This is a genomic window from Limnothrix redekei LRLZ20PSL1 (genome assembly GCF_043235035.1).
In the GTDB taxonomy this organism is placed as follows: domain Bacteria; phylum Cyanobacteriota; class Cyanobacteriia; order CACIAM-69d; family CACIAM-69d; genus CACIAM-69d.
Window position 1 is genome coordinate 1 of the sequence record NZ_JAZAQF010000035.1, and the last position, 17110, is coordinate 17110.

Annotated in this window: 12 protein-coding genes; 3 read left to right on the plus strand and 9 right to left on the minus strand. The window is 55.9% G+C overall.

The genetic code is table 11. From position 1 onward, the window contains the following. Positions 1-255 precede the first annotated feature (255 nt). A complete protein-coding gene (locus tag VPK24_RS06860; protein WP_393011606.1) occupies positions 256-1086 on the plus strand; it encodes a TPM domain-containing protein in 831 nt (276 codons plus the stop codon). 206 nt (positions 1087-1292) lie between these two features. Next, positions 1293-1922, plus strand: a complete 630-nt coding sequence (locus tag VPK24_RS06865; RefSeq protein WP_099534740.1) for a precorrin-8X methylmutase — start codon at positions 1293-1295, stop codon at positions 1920-1922. Here VPK24_RS06865 and VPK24_RS06870 read toward each other — a convergent pair. Together VPK24_RS06870 and VPK24_RS06875 are read right to left on the minus strand one after the other, a co-directional pair. Then, the gene (locus tag VPK24_RS06870) at positions 1919-3586 is read right to left on the minus strand and encodes a tetratricopeptide repeat protein (RefSeq protein WP_393011608.1); all 1668 of its coding nucleotides are present in this window, start codon (positions 3584-3586) and stop codon (positions 1919-1921) included. The genes VPK24_RS06865 and VPK24_RS06870 overlap by 4 nt on opposite strands. Before the next feature lie 197 nt (positions 3587-3783). Beyond that, complete coding sequence (locus tag VPK24_RS06875) at positions 3784-5304, minus strand: site-2 protease family protein (protein ID WP_393011610.1); 1521 nt, start codon at positions 5302-5304, stop codon at positions 3784-3786. A 387-nt stretch (positions 5305-5691) separates the two neighbouring features. On the opposite strand from VPK24_RS06875, the gene VPK24_RS06880 reads away from it, so the two are divergent. Beyond that, on the plus strand, positions 5692-6279 hold the full coding sequence (locus VPK24_RS06880; RefSeq protein ID WP_190525790.1) for an MBL fold metallo-hydrolase: 588 nt from the start codon (positions 5692-5694) through the stop codon (positions 6277-6279). Here the strand turns inward: VPK24_RS06880 and VPK24_RS06885 are convergent. The 7 genes from VPK24_RS06885 to VPK24_RS06915 form a co-directional block, all read right to left on the minus strand. After that, the gene (locus VPK24_RS06885) at positions 6221-7225 is read right to left on the minus strand and encodes an ABC transporter ATP-binding protein (protein ID WP_190354153.1); all 1005 of its coding nucleotides are present in this window, start codon (positions 7223-7225) and stop codon (positions 6221-6223) included. The genes VPK24_RS06880 and VPK24_RS06885 overlap by 59 nt on opposite strands. Before the next feature lie 1246 nt (positions 7226-8471). Continuing rightward, positions 8472-9758, minus strand: coding sequence for a glutamyl-tRNA reductase (locus VPK24_RS06890; protein WP_099531458.1), 1287 nt, complete (start codon positions 9756-9758; stop codon positions 8472-8474). Positions 9759-9990: 232 nt separating this feature from the next. Continuing rightward, a complete protein-coding gene (locus VPK24_RS06895) occupies positions 9991-11058 on the minus strand; it encodes a zinc ribbon domain-containing protein (RefSeq protein ID WP_393011613.1) in 1068 nt (355 codons plus the stop codon). A gap of 13 nt (positions 11059-11071) precedes the next feature. After that, on the minus strand, positions 11072-11707 hold the full coding sequence (locus tag VPK24_RS06900; protein WP_393011615.1) for an IS607 family transposase: 636 nt from the start codon (positions 11705-11707) through the stop codon (positions 11072-11074). A 264-nt stretch (positions 11708-11971) separates the two neighbouring features. Further along, entirely contained in the window at positions 11972-13009 is a 1038-nt protein-coding gene (glpX, locus tag VPK24_RS06905; protein WP_393011617.1) for a class II fructose-bisphosphatase, read from the minus strand. 338 nt (positions 13010-13347) lie between these two features. Continuing rightward, on the minus strand, positions 13348-15060 hold the full coding sequence (locus VPK24_RS06910; protein WP_393011619.1) for an iron uptake porin: 1713 nt from the start codon (positions 15058-15060) through the stop codon (positions 13348-13350). A 213-nt stretch (positions 15061-15273) separates the two neighbouring features. Further along, positions 15274-17091: an HD domain-containing phosphohydrolase gene (locus tag VPK24_RS06915; protein WP_393011621.1), complete on the minus strand. Its 1818-nt coding sequence runs from the start codon at positions 17089-17091 to the stop codon at positions 15274-15276. Positions 17092-17110 lie beyond the last annotated feature (19 nt).

Genomic DNA, 17110 nt, shown 5'->3' on the forward strand with positions numbered 1-17110 from the left:
TACATAGGCCGTGTTCTCAGTAATTTTGTGACCCCAAGCGATCGCTCGTATTTACGGGCGATCGCTTTGCTGTGTCTGGATGTTGGTGCTGCGATTCACCACAGCATTTATATTGACTAGAGGGAACTGTTGCGATTAATCAACGGTTTCCATCCTCCGGCCCCTTGATTGCCCCACAGACCAAGGGTTTCCAGTTCTTTTCCCCATTCGATTTTGTCCCCCATCCTTCCGCCCTGGCTTTTGGAGCGCGTCCCTATGCAAAAGGCAACACAACTGGTTTCCCGCCGCTGGTCACAGTGGTTGATGGCCACGCTGGGATCGTTGGTGCTTTGTGCGATCGCCTGGATCGCCGCACCGGCCCCCGCCCAAGCCTTCGACAACCCCGACCTGCTGCCCAAGGAGTTCACCACCGTTGTGGACTTGGCCAACCAGTTGCCCAGTGGCCAAGAGCAAAAACTCGCCCAAACCCTGGCGGACTTTGAGGCGGAAACCGGCTGGAAATTGCGTGTTTTGACCCAATTTGACCAAACGCCCGGCCTGGCCGTGAAGCGGTTTTGGGATGTGGACAACAAAACCCTGCTGGTGGTGGCCGACTCCCGGGGGGGCAACTTGCTGAACTTCAATGTGGGTGGCGATTTTTATAGTGTCTTTCCGCGCACCTTTTGGATTGAGCTGCAAACCCGCTACGGTAACCAGTTCTTTGTGCGCGAAAACGGGGAAAATCAGGCGATCGTCCAATCCTTGGAATCGGTGATGGGTTGCCTGCGCCAAGGGGGCTGTCAGTTTGTGCCCGGTTTGCCCCAGGAGCAATGGATCCTAACCCTGGTGACTTCGGTGCTGGGCGGCGTGATTTGTGGTTTTGCGGCCCACCCGCGCAAGGCCGGCGAATGGATTTCCTGGCAATGGGCGCTGATTTTGTCGCCGCTGTGGGGCATTTTGTTCATCGCCTTTGGCATTGGCCCGGTGGTGACCCGCACGGCGGACTGGCTGCCCCTGGTGCGCAACATTGCCGGATTCGCGATCGGGGCATTGGTGGCCTTCCTGTCGCCGGTCTTTGGTCGCCCCCCTTCAGAGGCCGAAACTTAGGATCGGGCAACAAAACCCAGTTTTGGGGCTGAAGGTTAACTAACCGTTTTCTAGCAATCGTTTTTTAGCGATAGTTTTCTAGCGATCGGTGCTCCAATTCAGCATCGGGGCGATCGCGATCGTTGCCACCGTGCCTTGGGTGGGTGAAATTAGAGCAGGGTTGGGGCCATGGCCCGCCCAAGCTGAGTTGGCACGAGTTGTTGATGATGGAGTGGCATATCACGGACGCACAGAGCCTGGCTCTGATCGATCGGGAGTTGGGCGATCGGGGCGATCGTTCACCGGCAGAGTACGAGATGGTGCGTCGGGTGATCTATGCCACCGCAGATTTTGACTATGCCAGTTGCCTGAGTTTTTCTGAGCGATCGCTCAGTGCGGGCGCGGCGGCCCTGGCAGCTCGGACAACGGTGATTGTGGATGTGCCGATGGTGCAGGTGGGGATTGCCCCTGCCATTCAGGCGACCTTTGCCAATCCGGTGTTTTGTGCCACGGAGGCGATCGTGCGGCCGCAACAGGCCCTGACCAAGGCCGCTTGGGGAATTCAAACCCTGGCCCGGCGTTACCCGGAGGCCATCTTTCTGGTGGGCGAGTCGCAAACGGCCCTGCTGGCACTGATTGAACTGATTGAGGCGGAAGAAATTAACCCGGCCCTGGTGATTGCCACCCCGGCCGGGTTTGTGGAAGTGGACACCACCAAGGCCCGATTGCGCGATGCCCAGGTGTCCCACATTTGCGTGGAAGGTCGCAAGGGCAGCCCGATCGTGGCGATCGCGGCCATGGGCGGGCTGGTGGATTTGGCTTGGCAGGCTTACGGGCCCAAGGCAAAGGGGCGCTAACCGGTTTGCAGGGCGGCGGCCTCTTGGGCTAAGCGATCGCTCAGCAGGCTGTAGTTCCGCTGGGCCCGCTCATGCTGCGGATTGAGGGCGATCGCCTGGTTATAGGACTCGATCGCCTCGGGGTAGCAGTCTAAACGCACCAGCACATTGCCCCGGCTGTACCAAGTTTCCGGGTCGGCGCGATCGAGGTCGATCGCCTGGTCATAGCTGCTGAGGGCGGCGGCAAACTGGCCCAACTGGGTGAGCACAATACCGCGATTGTGCCAGGCGCTGGCGTTTTGACCGTTTAGCTCGATCGCCCGATCATAGGCTTGCAGGGCCTCTTGGGGCCGTTGCAGCCGCGCCAGGGCATTGGCTCGGTTATACCAAGCTTCGTGGCTATCGGGATTCAGGGAAATCGCTTGGTTATAGGACTTGAGGGCTTGATCGGTTTGCTGCAACTTACTGAGGATTAATCCCTGATGCAGCCACAGTTCCGGGTGATTGGGATTCAGGGCGATCGCCTGGTGGTAGGAGGTGGCGGCTTCTTCAAATTTGCCCAGCCGCATCAGCACCAGCCCGCGATTGTGCCAACTTTCGTAGCTGTCGGGCTTCAGGCGCACGGCTCGATCGTAGGCAGCAATCGCGGCTGGATAGCGCTGCAATGCTTCCAAAACCACCCCTTTTCCCCACCAAGCGGCGTAGCAGTCCGGCTGTTGCTCGATCGCCTTGTCATATTCCGCCAAGGCCCCTTCCGGATCGCCGTTACGGAACAGTTGTTCAGCCCGATCGGCGATATTATCGGCATTCGCGGGCAACGCCGTGGGAGCCAACATCGGCATCTGTTGCATCTGCAAAGACACCAACTGCTCCACCAAAGTGCGCAATTCCTGCTGAATTTGCGGCTGAATCAAAGCCAGCAATTCCTGAGGCGCTTTTTGCGTAAATTCTTGGATGATGTGCGCCTTTTGGCGATCGGCTTGACCCGCCAAAATTTGCATATTTGAAATAAATTCCTTCTCCAGTTCCGCAATTTGGTGACGCGAAACCCGGCGATCGCTGGCCAACCGTTCTTGAAACTGGGTTAGTTCCTGGTTGGCAGTTCCCTTGACAGCGGCCACATGGGTTTCCAGCTCATGAATCAACGCAGCGGCTGAGATTTTGGTGCGTTCCACCTGGTCTTGCAGGTCTTGCAGGCTGCGATCGGCCCGATGGCGAGCCAGCTTCACCCGGGCTTCCAAATCGCCCAAATCCTTTAGGCTGTGGCGCACCGACTGCACCAAATGATTCACCACCTTGCGTCGCCCCAACCAGAGGGCCGCCGTCATGGCCAAAGGAGCCGTTCCCAAAGCAATCAGCAACCAACTGAGGCCCCCAAGGGTGCGCTCCAGGCCGATCGCTTCTCCGGTGCTGACGTTGGCGGTGGCAAAGGTCAGGTCGGCGCGGTCGGTGGTCTCGGCCGCGGCGATCGGGGCTTCGGGTTCCGCCAAGCTGGCACAGGTGGCCTGGGGTTGGCCCGCGTCGGTCACAGGGCAAGGAACCGGGGTTGTGGCGCGGGTCACGGCTTGGGCGGGGCTGGCCGCCAAGGCCAGAGGAGCCACCAAGGGAACCGCCAGGGCCGGACCCCAGACCGCTGCCCGGCCCCGATCGCCCGTTTCACCAAAATTGCTGCGGGAAGAACTCATGTAGACAGCCTCCGAACCCGTTGCGAGTCAATTGCGAGTCGATGTTGATCCCCGGCTCTGACCGAGTGACTAGCTATTGTTTCGGAGGCGATCGTCCTAAATCCGGGAGTCCTTGGGTGTGGCAGCCAGTGGCCGATCCAGCACCCTGGCCACCCCTTAGCTCAACCCCTTAGCTCAACTAACTCAGCTCAACTAACTCAGCTCAACCAACTCAGCAACAAACGCGGCGCAGGCAGCACCACCAATACCAACACCGCCAAGGCCAAAAAGCCCAATCCATCCCGTCGATCGTCCAGTGGGGTCACATCGTCCAAAGCCGGTTGGCTAATGGCAGGCAAAAAGAAGACCAACAGGGCCAGCGCCAGGAATTCGCTGCGGGCCAAGGCCAGGGCCAACACGGCAAATCGGGTGATGTGTCCCACCAGCATGGCTCCTTGGGTTCCCAACATGGCGCGGACAATGCGCCCCCCATCCAAGGAACCGAGGGGCAACAGGTGAAAGGCCCCTAACCAAAGGCCGATGTAGCCCGCCAGGGCGATCGGGTGAAGGGCGATCGCCTTGCCGGGCGTGAGGGCCGCGCCGAGGGTGGCTTTGCTAATTAGGGTCAGGGCGATGGAGTAGCTAGGATCGATCGAACGCCAGTTCAGCAACCCCGAGCCGGGCAAAGGATTCACCACCGTGGAGTGGGCCAACCCCCAAACCAACAGGGGCAGGGCCACCAACAGCCCCCCGATCGCCCCCCAAAAGCCCACATCAAACATGGCACGGCGGTGGGGCATGGGCGATCGCAGGGGCGTGAACGCGCCCAGGGTTCCCAGCAGGGCCGGAATCGGAATGAACAGCGGCAACGAAACGGACACCCGATGGCGCTTAGCGGCCCAGTAGTGCCCCAGTTCATGGGCCCCCAAAACCAACAACAACCCGATCGCGTAGGGCGCACCGGACTGAATAAAGGCCCAATCTCGCACCAAATCTAGCTTCGGGTTCCGCAGCATCTCCGCCCCCATCAGGGTCATGGACAGCAGCGACAACCCCAGCAACCCCACCGACCAAACCACCTGTTTCCAGAGGGGCGGTTCTTTGCTCAGGGCCTGGCCCAAGGGCGTGCGTTGGGGATTCGGAACCAGGGCAAAGAAGGGCTTACCGTTTTGCCCTTCTTGGAAAATCACCAGGAATCGATCGCTAAACTTTTGGCGAATTTTGTCGCAAACCGTCCGGTAAGCCAGGGCCGGTTCCGCCCGCAATTGCCCATAGCAGAGGGCCGCTTGGGGACGATGTTCCACGCTGCTGAGGTAAAACACCGACCAGGGAAAGCAATCTTGCAGGCTGGCTTCTTCGGTGCGATCGAGCAGACGGGGCGAAATTTTGGCAGAGCCAAGGGCTTGGGCCAGGGCCAGGGCTTCGGCGGGACTGCTGGGATCCGCCAGCACCGAAATGGGGGATTCCAAATCCCCATTGGTGGGCTGTTGGGGCCGGGCCGATCGCCCCTGTTGCACCAACCACACATAAATCAACGGACAGGCAATAAACGGCGGCAGGGCCAACCAGGGCGGCACGGGCTGGCCGGGGCCATTGGCCAGCGTCCAAGCCGTCCAAATCAAGGCCGGAGCCATCATCACCAACCACAACACCCACACGGAGGCGCGTGTGATGCCGCTAACGCTCTGGCGGACAATAAAATATGCGACGATGCCGATCAACACTAGCCAAACAATCATCTGATGCCCAAGCCACCGCAGGCTGTTTTCGATTCGATCTATGCCTTTCCGCCCAACCGCGACACGTTAGGCGGGACTGCTTATTTCATTGTAGGAAACTCGATCAACCCTGCTGACTCGGCCGACCATAATGGCCTACCGGCCAATTCATCAAATTCATCAGTTCCATCCGCTCATCAGCCGACTGGGTTCAAGCAACCGACTGATGATCCTACTCAATCGGTTCATAATCTGACGAATCCAACGGATCCAACGGATCCAACGGATCCATCAGATCACTCAAATCATTCAGATCATTCTTCAGCTCATCAACTGCCAGGCAATATTCTGATCGATTGTCCACCTTGGCATGAGGAAACGGCAGATTTTTTAACCCAGCATGGGGGAGTGCGTTGGTGGATTTTTACCCACCGCAGTTCCTTTGGCCCCCTGCAAACCGTGCGGGCCTTGCATCGGGCCTTCAGCAATCCGGCCACAACCCTTGAGGAGGGCGAGCCGGCCGCCCAGTCCGCGGCCGCCCGCTGCGAATTGGTGGTGCAAGAACAGGAGGCCTATCTGCTGCCTAATTTGCCGGTAACCACGTTTCGGGAAGAAGTGACCCTGAGTCCAGAACTGCGCGTGATTTGGACTCCGGGCCACACGCCCGGCTCAGCCTGCGTTTGGCTCGATCGGGCGGGGGGCATTTTGTTTAGTGGTCGTCATCTGTTGCCCACGCCCCAGGGGGAGTTGATGCCCCTCAAAACCGCCAAAACCTTCCATTGGTTCCGCCAACTACGATCGGTTCAGGCCTTGATCGATCGCTTTTCGCCGGTCAACCTGGCCCATTGCTGCCCGGGGGCCAGTGTGGGCTTTTTGCGCGGGGCCCTGTCGGTCGATCGCGCCTATGAACGGCTGACGACCTTGAACTTGGCGGCCGCTAAGCTGGATCCGGTTGCGCTTCAGTCGCCGAGCCTGAGCGAAACACCTGACCAATGATGTCTTCGATCGGGGGTTCCGTCACGCTCAGGTCTTGCACCGGCAACTGCTCCAGCAGGCGGGCGATCGTTGGGGTCAGCACCTCTCGTCGCACCAACAGTTGCACCGATCGCCCCTCGATCGCCACCACCTCCCCAAAATCCTGAAGTTGGGCCGTTGTCATCGGTTGGGCCAACTCTAACCGCACTTCTCGATAGGGCGCGAATCGATCGACCAACCCCGAGAGGCTGCCGTCATAGATCGACGACCCCTCATGAATCAACAACACCCGATCGCATAGGGCCGTGATGTCGCCCATGTAGTGGGACGTAAGCAAAATCGTCGCCCCATAGCGCTCGTTATATTCCCGCAAGAAATCCCGCAAGTTGGCCTGGGCATTCACATCCAGCCCCAAGGTCGGCTCATCCAAAAACAATACCGCCGGCCGATGGAGCAGCGCCGCCAGCAACTCCGCCTTCATCCGCTCGCCCAAAGACAGCTTACGCACCGGCTGCGTCAGTTTGGACTCCAGCGCCAACAGTTCGCTCAGCTCGCCCACCCGCTGGGTCAATTCCCGATCGCTCAGGCCATACACCGCCCCATTAATCCGCAACGAATCCCAGGCGGGCAAATCCCAAATTAATTGTTGCTTTTGCCCCATGACCAGGGCAATTTGATGTAAGAACGCCGACTCTCTGGCAAAGGGTTCATGGCCTGCCACCCGTACCCGACCGCCGGAGGGATAAATCAGCCCCGCCAGCATTTTCAATGTGGTGGTTTTGCCGGCCCCATTGGCCCCCAAAAAACCCACCACCTCGCCGGGGGCGATCGAAAACGACACGGACTTCACCGCCTCGATCGTGCGGTAGCGTCGTCGCCAAAAGTGGGCGATCGTCCCTTGCAGCCCTGGCGCTTTCAGGGCCACTTGATAGGACTTTTGCAGCCCCTCTGCTACCAACATCCCCATGATTAATCTCCCGTATTCGCACAAACCCAATTCAACTCGCAAAAACCAGCACAAAGCTCAAAGAGGCCAAACCAAGCTGCCCCAAGCGAAACCACTGAGCGATCGGCGCTCCTAGCGTTCACCGGTCACAACTCGCGATTACAGCCGATGATGAAAACGACTCGTGGCCCAATTGAACATGTAACCACACACTTCAGAGATTGAGGTAATCCAGACCATTAGCCATCACAACCCACCACGGTCTGAGTATCCAGTCTGAGAATAAATTCCTGAATATTTACAAAACATTTACGAGATAATTACAATATAGTTACAAACTTTTGATGAAGTTTTCCTAAGATCAATACAAAGTTTTTCCAAAAAAATCAACTGCAATGTTCAAAGACTCGCAATATATCAATCGCGGTTCCTTGGAGGGTGCTAAAATTCCGTATTTAGGCACTGTTGTTTGTTAGGATTTTTCAATCTTTGAAATTAATCGCATTACTTTCCTTAACAACCACTCACGCCAACGCCAAGACCTGATCTCCCTTGGTGATCCCTTGCCCAAACCCTCTCCGGGCCATTTTCTAACCCCTGTTGAGCGACCTGGAACCCCATCAAGCCACCCGCTTTTGACGTTTCAAAGCACCTCAACATAACTGACACGAAGGTTATGTCTAGCCATCTTGCAGGAGCTTAAAAATCATGCACTTTATGAGCGATCTGGGTATTGATCTTATTTCTATGATCCATTACCTGCAATCCCAGACCCTAACCCATGAGGAAATGAGTTGGGTACGAAGCCTAAATATTCAACAAATTGTTGAGCTGGCTTCCCAAAAGGGCTATCACCTTGTGGGTAGTGATTTGATCAATTCTGACCCAATTCAATTGAAATAGTTGTGGGCGATCGTTGTCGGTAATTTCATCGGCGGCTGTATTAGCGATCCCAAGCAACCTCATCTCAAGCGATCTCAAGCGATCTCAATAGACATAAGACCTGGGCGAGGCATCGCGATCGCGCCCTTTCTAATCTCGCAGTCGTTCTTGAAAAACGCCTCAACCCGTGTTTTGTCACGGAATGCTTTAGCCAAGCAATGCCTTGAGCTAAGCAATTCAATAACAACGATCGCACCACAGCAAGCGTGATCGTTGTTATTGAATCGTCTCAAAAAGAATAGTCTCAAAAACCATCGATTTAGAATGACGGGCGGTTGCTCAAGCCACCCGTCGTTTCTAAGGGTCTGGCAGCGACTGAGGCAGCCTAGGCGGCGCTGTCGGCGGTTTCTAGATTGAACAGCACTTGCAGGGTTTGCATGGCCTGCTGGCGGGCTTCAATGTCTTGCTGGGCTCGCAGTTGCACCATGGGATCGTGCAGAATTTTGTTGACGATGCCACGGGTGAGGGCTTCGATCGTTTCCTGGTGCTTTTCGGCAAATTCTGACCCCAGGCGAGACAGGGCTTTTTCGAGTTCTTGGGTGCGGATGGTTTCGACTTTGCGGCGCAGGCTGTCGATGGTGGAAACGGTGTCTAGGGATTGCAACCAGGCTTCAAAGGCTTCGGCTTCTTCGTCAAGCAGGGCTTCGGCTTCGATCGCCATTTTGCGGCGGCTTTCGTGGTTTTGGGCCACCACTTCTTTCAAGTCGTCCACGTCAAAGGCTTGCACACCGGGCAATTCATTCACATCGCTGGCAATGTTTCGGGGCACGGAGATATCAAAGAGCATCAGCGATCGATGCTCGGGCAGGATGGCTTCCAGCTTGGCGCGATCGAGAATAGGTTCCGTGGCGGAGGTGCTGGTGAACACGAGGTCTGAAGCGGCGATCGTGCTCATCATGCTCGGCAGGGGATGCAGATTCAGCTTCGCATCCGGAAAGCGGCGAGCCAGTTCTTCTGCCCGTTCGAGCGATCGGTTGACGATCGAAATTTGGGTTGCACCCTTGGACAGCAAATGTTGCACCAGCAGGCGAGACATTTTGCCGGCCCCAACAATGGCCACGCGACAGGGCGACAAATCCGGCACTTTCAGTTGCGCCAATTCCACGGCGGCGGAACTGATGGACACGGCTCCCGTGCCGATGCTGGTTTCAGTGCGCACACGCTTACCGGCGGTGATTGCCTGTTTCAGCAATCGATTCAGGATGCGGGCAATTCCCTTGTAATCTTGGCCGAGTTTATAGGCGTTTTTCACCTGCGAGAGGATCTGACCTTCGCCAAGCACCAAGCTATCCAAACCGGCCGCCACCCGCATCAGGTGCATCACCGCATCCTGGCGCAACAGAACAAACAGGTGGTGGCGCAAGGCTTCCAAGGGCAGCTTACTGCGCTCTGCCAAAATTTCAACCACTTCCTGCACGCCGCGATCGACCTCACTCAGAACGCAATAGAGTTCTAGTCGGTTGCAGGTGCTGAGGATCGCCACTTCTTCCACATGGGAGCAACTCCTTAAGCTGGCGATTGCTGCCTCGACCTGTGGTTCGGGAATGCTCAATTTTTCGCGCACTTCAACCGGAGCCGTCTTGTGGCTCAGTCCGATCACAGCAATATTCATATGGCCTCTTGCTAAAACGTACTCAAACGGCGTTGAAAGTTCGACTTTAACGGATTTACCAATCGTCGGGCGATCGGTCTATAGAAACTTTGACACTTGATTGGGCCAAGCTGGGTTTGGATTAGCCAAATTTCAGGGATTTTATTCCAGGGATTTTAAGAAAAGGGGGGAGCGATCGCCAACCGCTGGTTAGCTATACCGATACTTTTTTGCTATCAAACGCTAACGGATGCTAGCAAATGCATAAGTTGAGATGGTCTCTCAACCAAGGTGTATCAACCAATGCCCGTAGGAAAATTCCACGAGCACCATTGAGATCCCGATTCATTGACCGCCCATCAACCTTCGACTTGATGACCCGAGAGCCGCCAATCTTCACGATTTCACCTGTCCATGAAACGGTTTTGGATGTGTAAGCTTCATTGATATTGGTCAAGGCAATCTTGCCCAACTCCCAAGCTTTCCACTCCAGATGTTTCTTGAGCTGGTAATGCGATAGGGTCAACATCTGTCGCACGGTTTTCGACTTAATCTTGCGACGTGATTTGCTCACCATTTGAGAGAATTCAAAACTGGGCAGTAAGATCACATCAAAGTTTTCAGTCAGAAACCGTGCGGTTTTGTGGTGAAGTTCTTTCACCAGATGTTGCACCTTGGAACGCAGGCGATCGGCGGCTTTCTTGAAGCGGCGCTTTTGAGCTGATTTAGCCTTGGTGATTTTGGAAATCAGGCGATCCAGCTTGAAGCACAGCTTTTGAATCAGCAAGTTCGAGTCATTGCCAATCCATCCGTAGGAGGATTCAGCAAAGAAGGTCATGAATGTGCGAACACCGGGATCTAAGGCAACCACTCGCCCTTGGTTTTCGGACTGAATGGGTTGCACTTCTGTTGAGGTGATCAGGTAATACTCACCATAGGCAAGTGTCAACCGACCATCACTGAAGCCATCAGAAATTGATTCTTTTAGGGTTGCTTTCCCCAAGATGGTGTAATAGACACCGTTTTCACTGATGGCTGATTTGGGGATGTAGATCGTTTGTTGTCGATCTTTGCGACTACGGAAACGGTACTTGCGAATCTGTCCGTCCGTCTTGAATCCTTTTTTGGCTTCTCGAACGGCAGTGCAAGCATCTTTGACCGCAATCTTTTTGATCTGATAGGGGACTGGCTTGGCCCATTCAGGAAGCGCACCCAAGATGATGGGCACAACTGCCATCCAATTGGCTTTGGTTCCCGGTTCCTGAAGATGTTTGATCGTGGCGTTGTAGACGTATCTGGAAACGCCAAACCATTGCTTCAAGAGCGCTTTTTGATCAGGGTTTAGGAAGATTCGGATCTTCCTGGATCGCCTTCCGGTAACTTCTGAGTCCGGGCATTCGACGAGAGAAGAGATGAAGGATGGCGAGCAGATCGGCTGTGAGTTCGGATTCTGGGCAGTGAACAGATTGGTCGAGAACCACGAGTTCACCACCGTTTTGTTGAACCATGAACTCGAACAGCTCGAATCCGAATCGGCAGAGTCGGTCTCGACAGGCAACCACAACTTGGAGCTGATCACCGTGCATGAGTCTAACCAGTAGGGATTGCAGTCCTTTTCGCTGGAAGTTGAGACCCGATCCAATGTCTTGGATGATTTCGGCTTCGGGGTAGCGATCGCGCATGAACTGGACTTGTCTTGCGAGATCGTCTCGTTGCTTGATCGAGCTGACGCGGCAGTAGCAAACAACGGCAGATGAAGTTGTTGTTGATCGCTCCCGTTGAAAGGAGTCAACGTCAAAAAGCCTTTGCCCTGAAGGGGTGCGGATGCTTTTGATTTTGCCTTCATCTGCATACTTCCGTAGCGTTGTGGTGCTCAACCCCAGAAATTCGACCGCTTTTCTAAGGGGGATGTATGGCATGATGCCATTATCGTATCTTTTAGCCTCTTTGAGCGTCTTAAAGGAAATCAATCACTGTTGATGAACCCCTGCTTGAGTAATGATCAAACGATTGCTGGGGGAGTTTGGTCTGAGGCTAAGGCTACCGAAACGGCGATCGACTTCGTGAATGCAACAAAACGTCAATTTTTGATTTTCGGTTAACAATTCTTTGGCCATTGGCATCTAACAAGAACCTGCTGTTGGCAGTCAGAGGTGCGATCGACCCATAGACATGGCAATGGCTTGCCGCGATCGCCAAAGCGACCTCAGCAAGCCACTACAAACCGTCAGCCCTTACTTCAGTTGCAGAACCGAGGGCTTACCGAATTGGTGAATGGTGTCCACAAAGCGCACCGTGCGGGACTGGCTGGAGATGACCAAGCTTTGAGTCCGCGCACCACCGCCAAAGAAGCGCACGCCTTCCATCAGCACACCGGGGGTGATCCCGCAGGCGGCGAAGAGGACGTTTTCGCCCGAAGCCAACTCGTCAGCGTTGTACACCCGATCGGGATCGGTGATGCCCATGCTGGCCAGACGCTCCAGGTTTTTCTCCTTGCTTTCGCCAATCAGGCCGGTCTTCACGATTTCGGGATCGTAAATCAGTTGGCCTTGGAAGTGACCATCGACGCAGCGCATGGCGGCGGCGGAAATCACACCCTCAGGAGCCGCGCCAATCCCCATCAGGGCATGGACGTTCGTCCCGGAGAAGGCACAGCAGATAGCGGCCGACACGTCGCCATCGCTGATCAACCGAACGCGCGCACCGGCTTCCCGGATTTCAGCAATCAGATCCTTGTGCCGGGGGCGATCCATCACGATCACCACCAACTCCTCGATCGAGCGGTGCAAACATTCCGACAGGATCTTCAGGTTTTCGGTGGCCGACTTGTTAATGTCCACCTTGCCCTTGGCTGCCGGAGGCGCTGCCAACTTCTTCATGTAGAAGTCAGGAGCCGCAAACAGACCGCCCTTATCGGCGATCGCCAACACCGCCATCGAACCATTTTGGCCATAGGCCACCAAGTTCGTACCCTCGCAGGGGTCAACAGCAATGTCAATTTCCACCAACTCGTCAGGGTTGCAGCTCTTGGCACCGTCAGGCGTTGCGCAGATCCCCACTTCTTCACCGATGAAAAGCATGGGCGCATCATCGCGCTCGCCTTCACCGATCACGATCCGGCCACGCATATGGATCTTATTCATCCGCTCCCGCATGGCTTCCACGGCCACTTGGTCAGCAGTGTTCTTTTCGCCTTTGCCCATCCAACGAGCAGACGCAATTGCTGCTTGTTCGACGACCTCAATAATTTCTAAACCGAGGGTAGTTTCCACAAAAATCTCCTTCCCAAGTGCTGGCCAACGAAACCCCAGAGTCGTTCGGGCTTGCTCAGTTAGTCTATCAAAGGGGGGCGATCGCGCCGAACTCTTCTACTAGAACCCGGCTGTAAAGATTTGTGGGAACTAGGATCGCTGCCCGCAGCCTTCCAACAAAGCGAAAGCCCCACCCGTGACGGGTGAGGCTAAAAGGGGGCTGAAATGACTGATTCAACAGAAGACTGAGCCACCGCGACAGTCCGGCGATCGTCCCTGAGTCTAATCAGGAATCGTAGATTCAGGGCAACTCGCCATCAGCCTCAAAAGCGCTAGCGCTTGCACTAGCACAAAGCACTCTAGAACACGAAGGTCGTCCGCAGCGTACCAATCACGACATCATCGTTGTCGTTGTCTTGGTTCGGGTTCATCTGCCAGATCACGCCCGGGGTGATCGAGATCCAGTCGTTAACCGCGTACTTGTAGAACACTTCCACTTGCAGCGGGATATCGGTCTCCACATCATCGCCATCGATGTTGGTCAGGTAGGGTTGAGCACCCACAAAGATGCCACCCAGGTTCCCTTCCTTACCGAGGTCGGGCAGAGCCAAGCCCAAAGCGTAGTACCAGATATCGGCATCATCGAAGCGGCCGCTCTTCGAGTCAACGCCTGTGTAACCCACAAAGCCGGTCAGAGCCACCTTGGGGCTGAATTGGTAGTAACCTTGCAGACCCACTGAGTTGGAGGTCACGGCATCCTGTTGGGGCAACACGTTGGCCGCCAGAGTACCCGTGAAACCGCTGACGAAGCCGGCGTTATCAAAGCCGAACTCACCTTCGCCGAAGTAGGAGTAGTTATAGGTCAGACCCAAGCCAAAGGTTTTGGCATCGTTCGTGTAGGTCAACTGGGCCATGGCCGAGAATTGACCATCGAACAGGCCGCCTTCGCCCACACCATCGCCACTGCGGGGGTTAGCCGCTTCACCGGCCAGATAACCGGCCGACAGTTGCCAGTTTTCGCTGAAGTCGTACTTCACGCCGATCCCAGCACCACCGCCCAGACGGTAAATGGGGCTGCGTTGGGAGAAGGTGGACAGGGAACCACGACCACCGTCGTAGTCTTCGAAGTAGGGGTTCAGGGTATTGGAGATGTCATCCCAAACGCCCGCGTTGGCCATCAGGTAGCCGCGGCCTTTTTCCCCGATCGGGAATTGGTATTGCAGTGTATCCAAGGTGAACTGGTTGCCGGTGTCACCAAACACTTGGTTGGTCAACACGGTTTCGCCGGCCACGCCGTTGAAGCCCCTGGAGTTACCCACTTGCAGGCGGGTGATCAACAGGTCTTTCCCGCTGAAGCTGGTGTTGAAGTTCAGGCGAACACGGTTTTGGAACACCACTTGGTTGTCGTCACCGTTGTTGCCATCGAAGGCATCACCCAGATCATCCAGGTTGGCCGAGGTAGCACCGGCCAGCATCATGATGGCTTCGCCGGTCAGCTTGGTGGTGGTGGAGAATTGGGTTTTCTCCAGATAAGAAATCCGACCTTCCAAGGTGTCTACGCGACCGCGCAGCGCGGCCAGCTCGGTCTTGAACATGTCCTGCAATTTCTTCAGGACTTCTAGATCGGCCTTGGTGGCGTAGTCGGCCACGTTGGTCACGAGCAATTCTTGGATTCGATCGAGGCAAGCATTCAAACCAGCCGCGAACTCGTAGCGGGTCATGGCCCGGTTGCCCTTGTAGGTGCCATCGGGATAACCGGCGATGCAACCGTAACGTTCCACCAGCGATTGCAGGGCTTGGAAGGCCCAATCGGTGGGTTGCACGTCCGACAGTTGCGACACGGAGGTCACTTGCTCGGCGCTGTTGGTACGGCGGCCGCGGCCTTCGCGGCCGTATTGGTTGAGCTGGTCGAGGTTGCTCAGGGTCGAACCGTCGTCAGTCGCTTCCAGGGCGCTCACCGACGGCACGGTGGTTGAAGAAACTTGTTGGGCTGAAGCCGGCGAGGCTGCCACAACCGCAGCGCCTAGGATCGCCGGGCTAGCCAGCAGGGCTTTCCAAATCAACTTTGACATTACGCTCTCCTATCCTCACACCTGTCTGGAAGATGGTCTGAAAAATCGCAATAAGGCGATTCGGGCCGATTTTTCCATATCACCTTTATAGAGTACCACTGAAAATTAGTGACCGCTGCCGAAAATCCCAATCGGTTTGTGGGCGTGCGATCGCAAGACTTTCCAAAGTTTTAAAAAATCTTTTGCGGAGGCTGGGCAGGTTTTCTGGCCCTTTCAGCTCCAGAACGGGCCGTCTAGCGCCGACTGGGGCCGGAGCAATTGATGGTCGAGCGCATGGCCGATCGCCTGGTAAACCGCTTTTTCCTCAAACAGGCTCACCAGCACCGAATCCAGCCGATTAATTTGGGCCTCTTGCCGCAGGATCGTGAGGGCAGAGCTGGTGGAAATTGCTCGCTTGTAGGGGCGATCGGCCGCCGTCAACGCATCGTAAACATCCGCGATCGACATGATGCGCGTTTGGATCGGAATTTCACCTGCCTGCAGTCCCCGGGGGTAGCCCGAGCCATCCAGCTTTTCGTGGTGGCCGTAGGCAATTTCCGGTACTTGACGCAAATAGCTTGTCCAGGGAATGCGATTTAGAAATTGGTAAGTGTGGGTCACATGGGACTGAATTGCGCTGCGTTCCGCGCTGGTCAACGTGCCTCGGGGAACAGTCAGTTGCTCAATTTCCGCCGCCGTCACCAAGGGTTTCTGTTGCCCATCCACATCACGATAGGTGTAACTCGCCAACTCCTGAAGTTGGGCCAGCGGCTCCGCTTCCAGCACCTGCGGCTCATTGGCTTCTAGGAGTAATGTCCAATACTGATCCAACTCATCCAAGGCCGCCGTTAGCTCCGAGTCCAGACGATCGAGCGGGTTCACCGCCACCGCATTGGCGATCGTTGTATGGGGGTTATGAGGGGCCATGGTTTGGGTCGCCTTGGCGGCCGCTAGCTCATGGCCGTTCGACTCCGCCAGCTTAGAAGCCCCAGAGCTAGAGGCCCCATTCGAGGACTCAGGAGCCGACGACCGACTTTGGTAAGCGGTTAATAATTCCGGGTGCTCAACCCAGTAGCGGTACTTCACCTGCAAACAATCCAGTTCCAGCGTCCGCCGGGCCAGGGCAAACCGGTGACGAATCACCTCTAGCTGATCGGGATAAAGCTTTTTCTGTTTCACCAACACCGCTTCGGGCACACAAACCTTACCAAAGTCGTGCAACAGGCTGGCGTAGCGAATTTCCTGAATTTGGCGAGGGGTGAAGTAGGTGGCCGCCAAGGGCCCTGTGTGGATTTCGTTCACCACTTCGCACAGGCGTACCGCCAAGGTGGCCACCCGCTCCGAGTGGCCGGAGGTGCAAGGATCTCGAGACTCGATCGCCTGAACCGCCGCCCGCACAAACCCCTCAAAGAGAGCTTCAATACTTTCCTGTAGATTGCTGCGCTCGATCGAAATGGCCGCCAAACTAGCCAGGGCCTGCACCACGCGCTCTTCCCATTCCGTATAGGGACGGGTCACCTCCATCGCATTCCAAGGATCCACGATCACGCGGGGATCCGTTTTGCGATTAATCAGTTGCAACACCCCGATCGTTTCGCCATTCAGGTTTTGCATGGGCACCACAATCACCGATCGGGTTCGGTAGGAAAAGCCACTATCGAAGTTGTGATTGAACTGGTAGGGAACTCCCGCTGGCAAACAGTAAGCATCGGGAATGCTCAGGCTTTTGCCCGTGAGCGCCACATAGCCCGCCAAGCTGCGTCGGGCCAGGGGCATGGCGAATTCCCGAAACGAGGCATTGGGCTGCGAGGCATTTTGGGCAACTTTGAAAATCAGCTTAGGTGTGTCATCACTGCGATCAATTAGATAGACACTGCCCGCATCACTCCAAGTCAGCTCTCGGCAAGTGGTGAGAATCAGCGCCAACAATTCATCCAGGTCGCTAACCGCCGACAGGGCCGTGGCGATCGCCAGCAACTCTTCAACCAAAGAAGCTTGGCTGGCTGCTTCCTGTAAGAAATCCCGTTCGCCCCAGATAGAAACTGAATTCACCGATTCGCTCGATAGCATA

Bases quoted from the DNA above. Each gene is read 5' to 3' on its own strand.
- VPK24_RS06860 (WP_393011606.1), top strand. From the start codon at position 256: ATGCAAAAGGCAACACAACTGGTTTCCCGCCGCTGGTCACAGTGGTTG.
- VPK24_RS06865 (WP_099534740.1), top strand. From the start codon at position 1,293: ATGGAGTGGCATATCACGGACGCACAGAGCCTGGCTCTGATCGATCGG.
- VPK24_RS06870 (WP_393011608.1), bottom strand. From the start codon at position 3,586: ATGAGTTCTTCCCGCAGCAATTTTGGTGAAACGGGCGATCGGGGCCGG.
- VPK24_RS06875 (WP_393011610.1), bottom strand. From the start codon at position 5,304: ATGATTGTTTGGCTAGTGTTGATCGGCATCGTCGCATATTTTATTGTC.
- VPK24_RS06885 (WP_190354153.1), bottom strand. From the start codon at position 7,225: ATGGGGATGTTGGTAGCAGAGGGGCTGCAAAAGTCCTATCAAGTGGCC.
- VPK24_RS06890 (WP_099531458.1), bottom strand. From the start codon at position 9,758: ATGAATATTGCTGTGATCGGACTGAGCCACAAGACGGCTCCGGTTGAA.
- VPK24_RS06910 (WP_393011619.1), bottom strand. From the start codon at position 15,060: ATGTCAAAGTTGATTTGGAAAGCCCTGCTGGCTAGCCCGGCGATCCTA.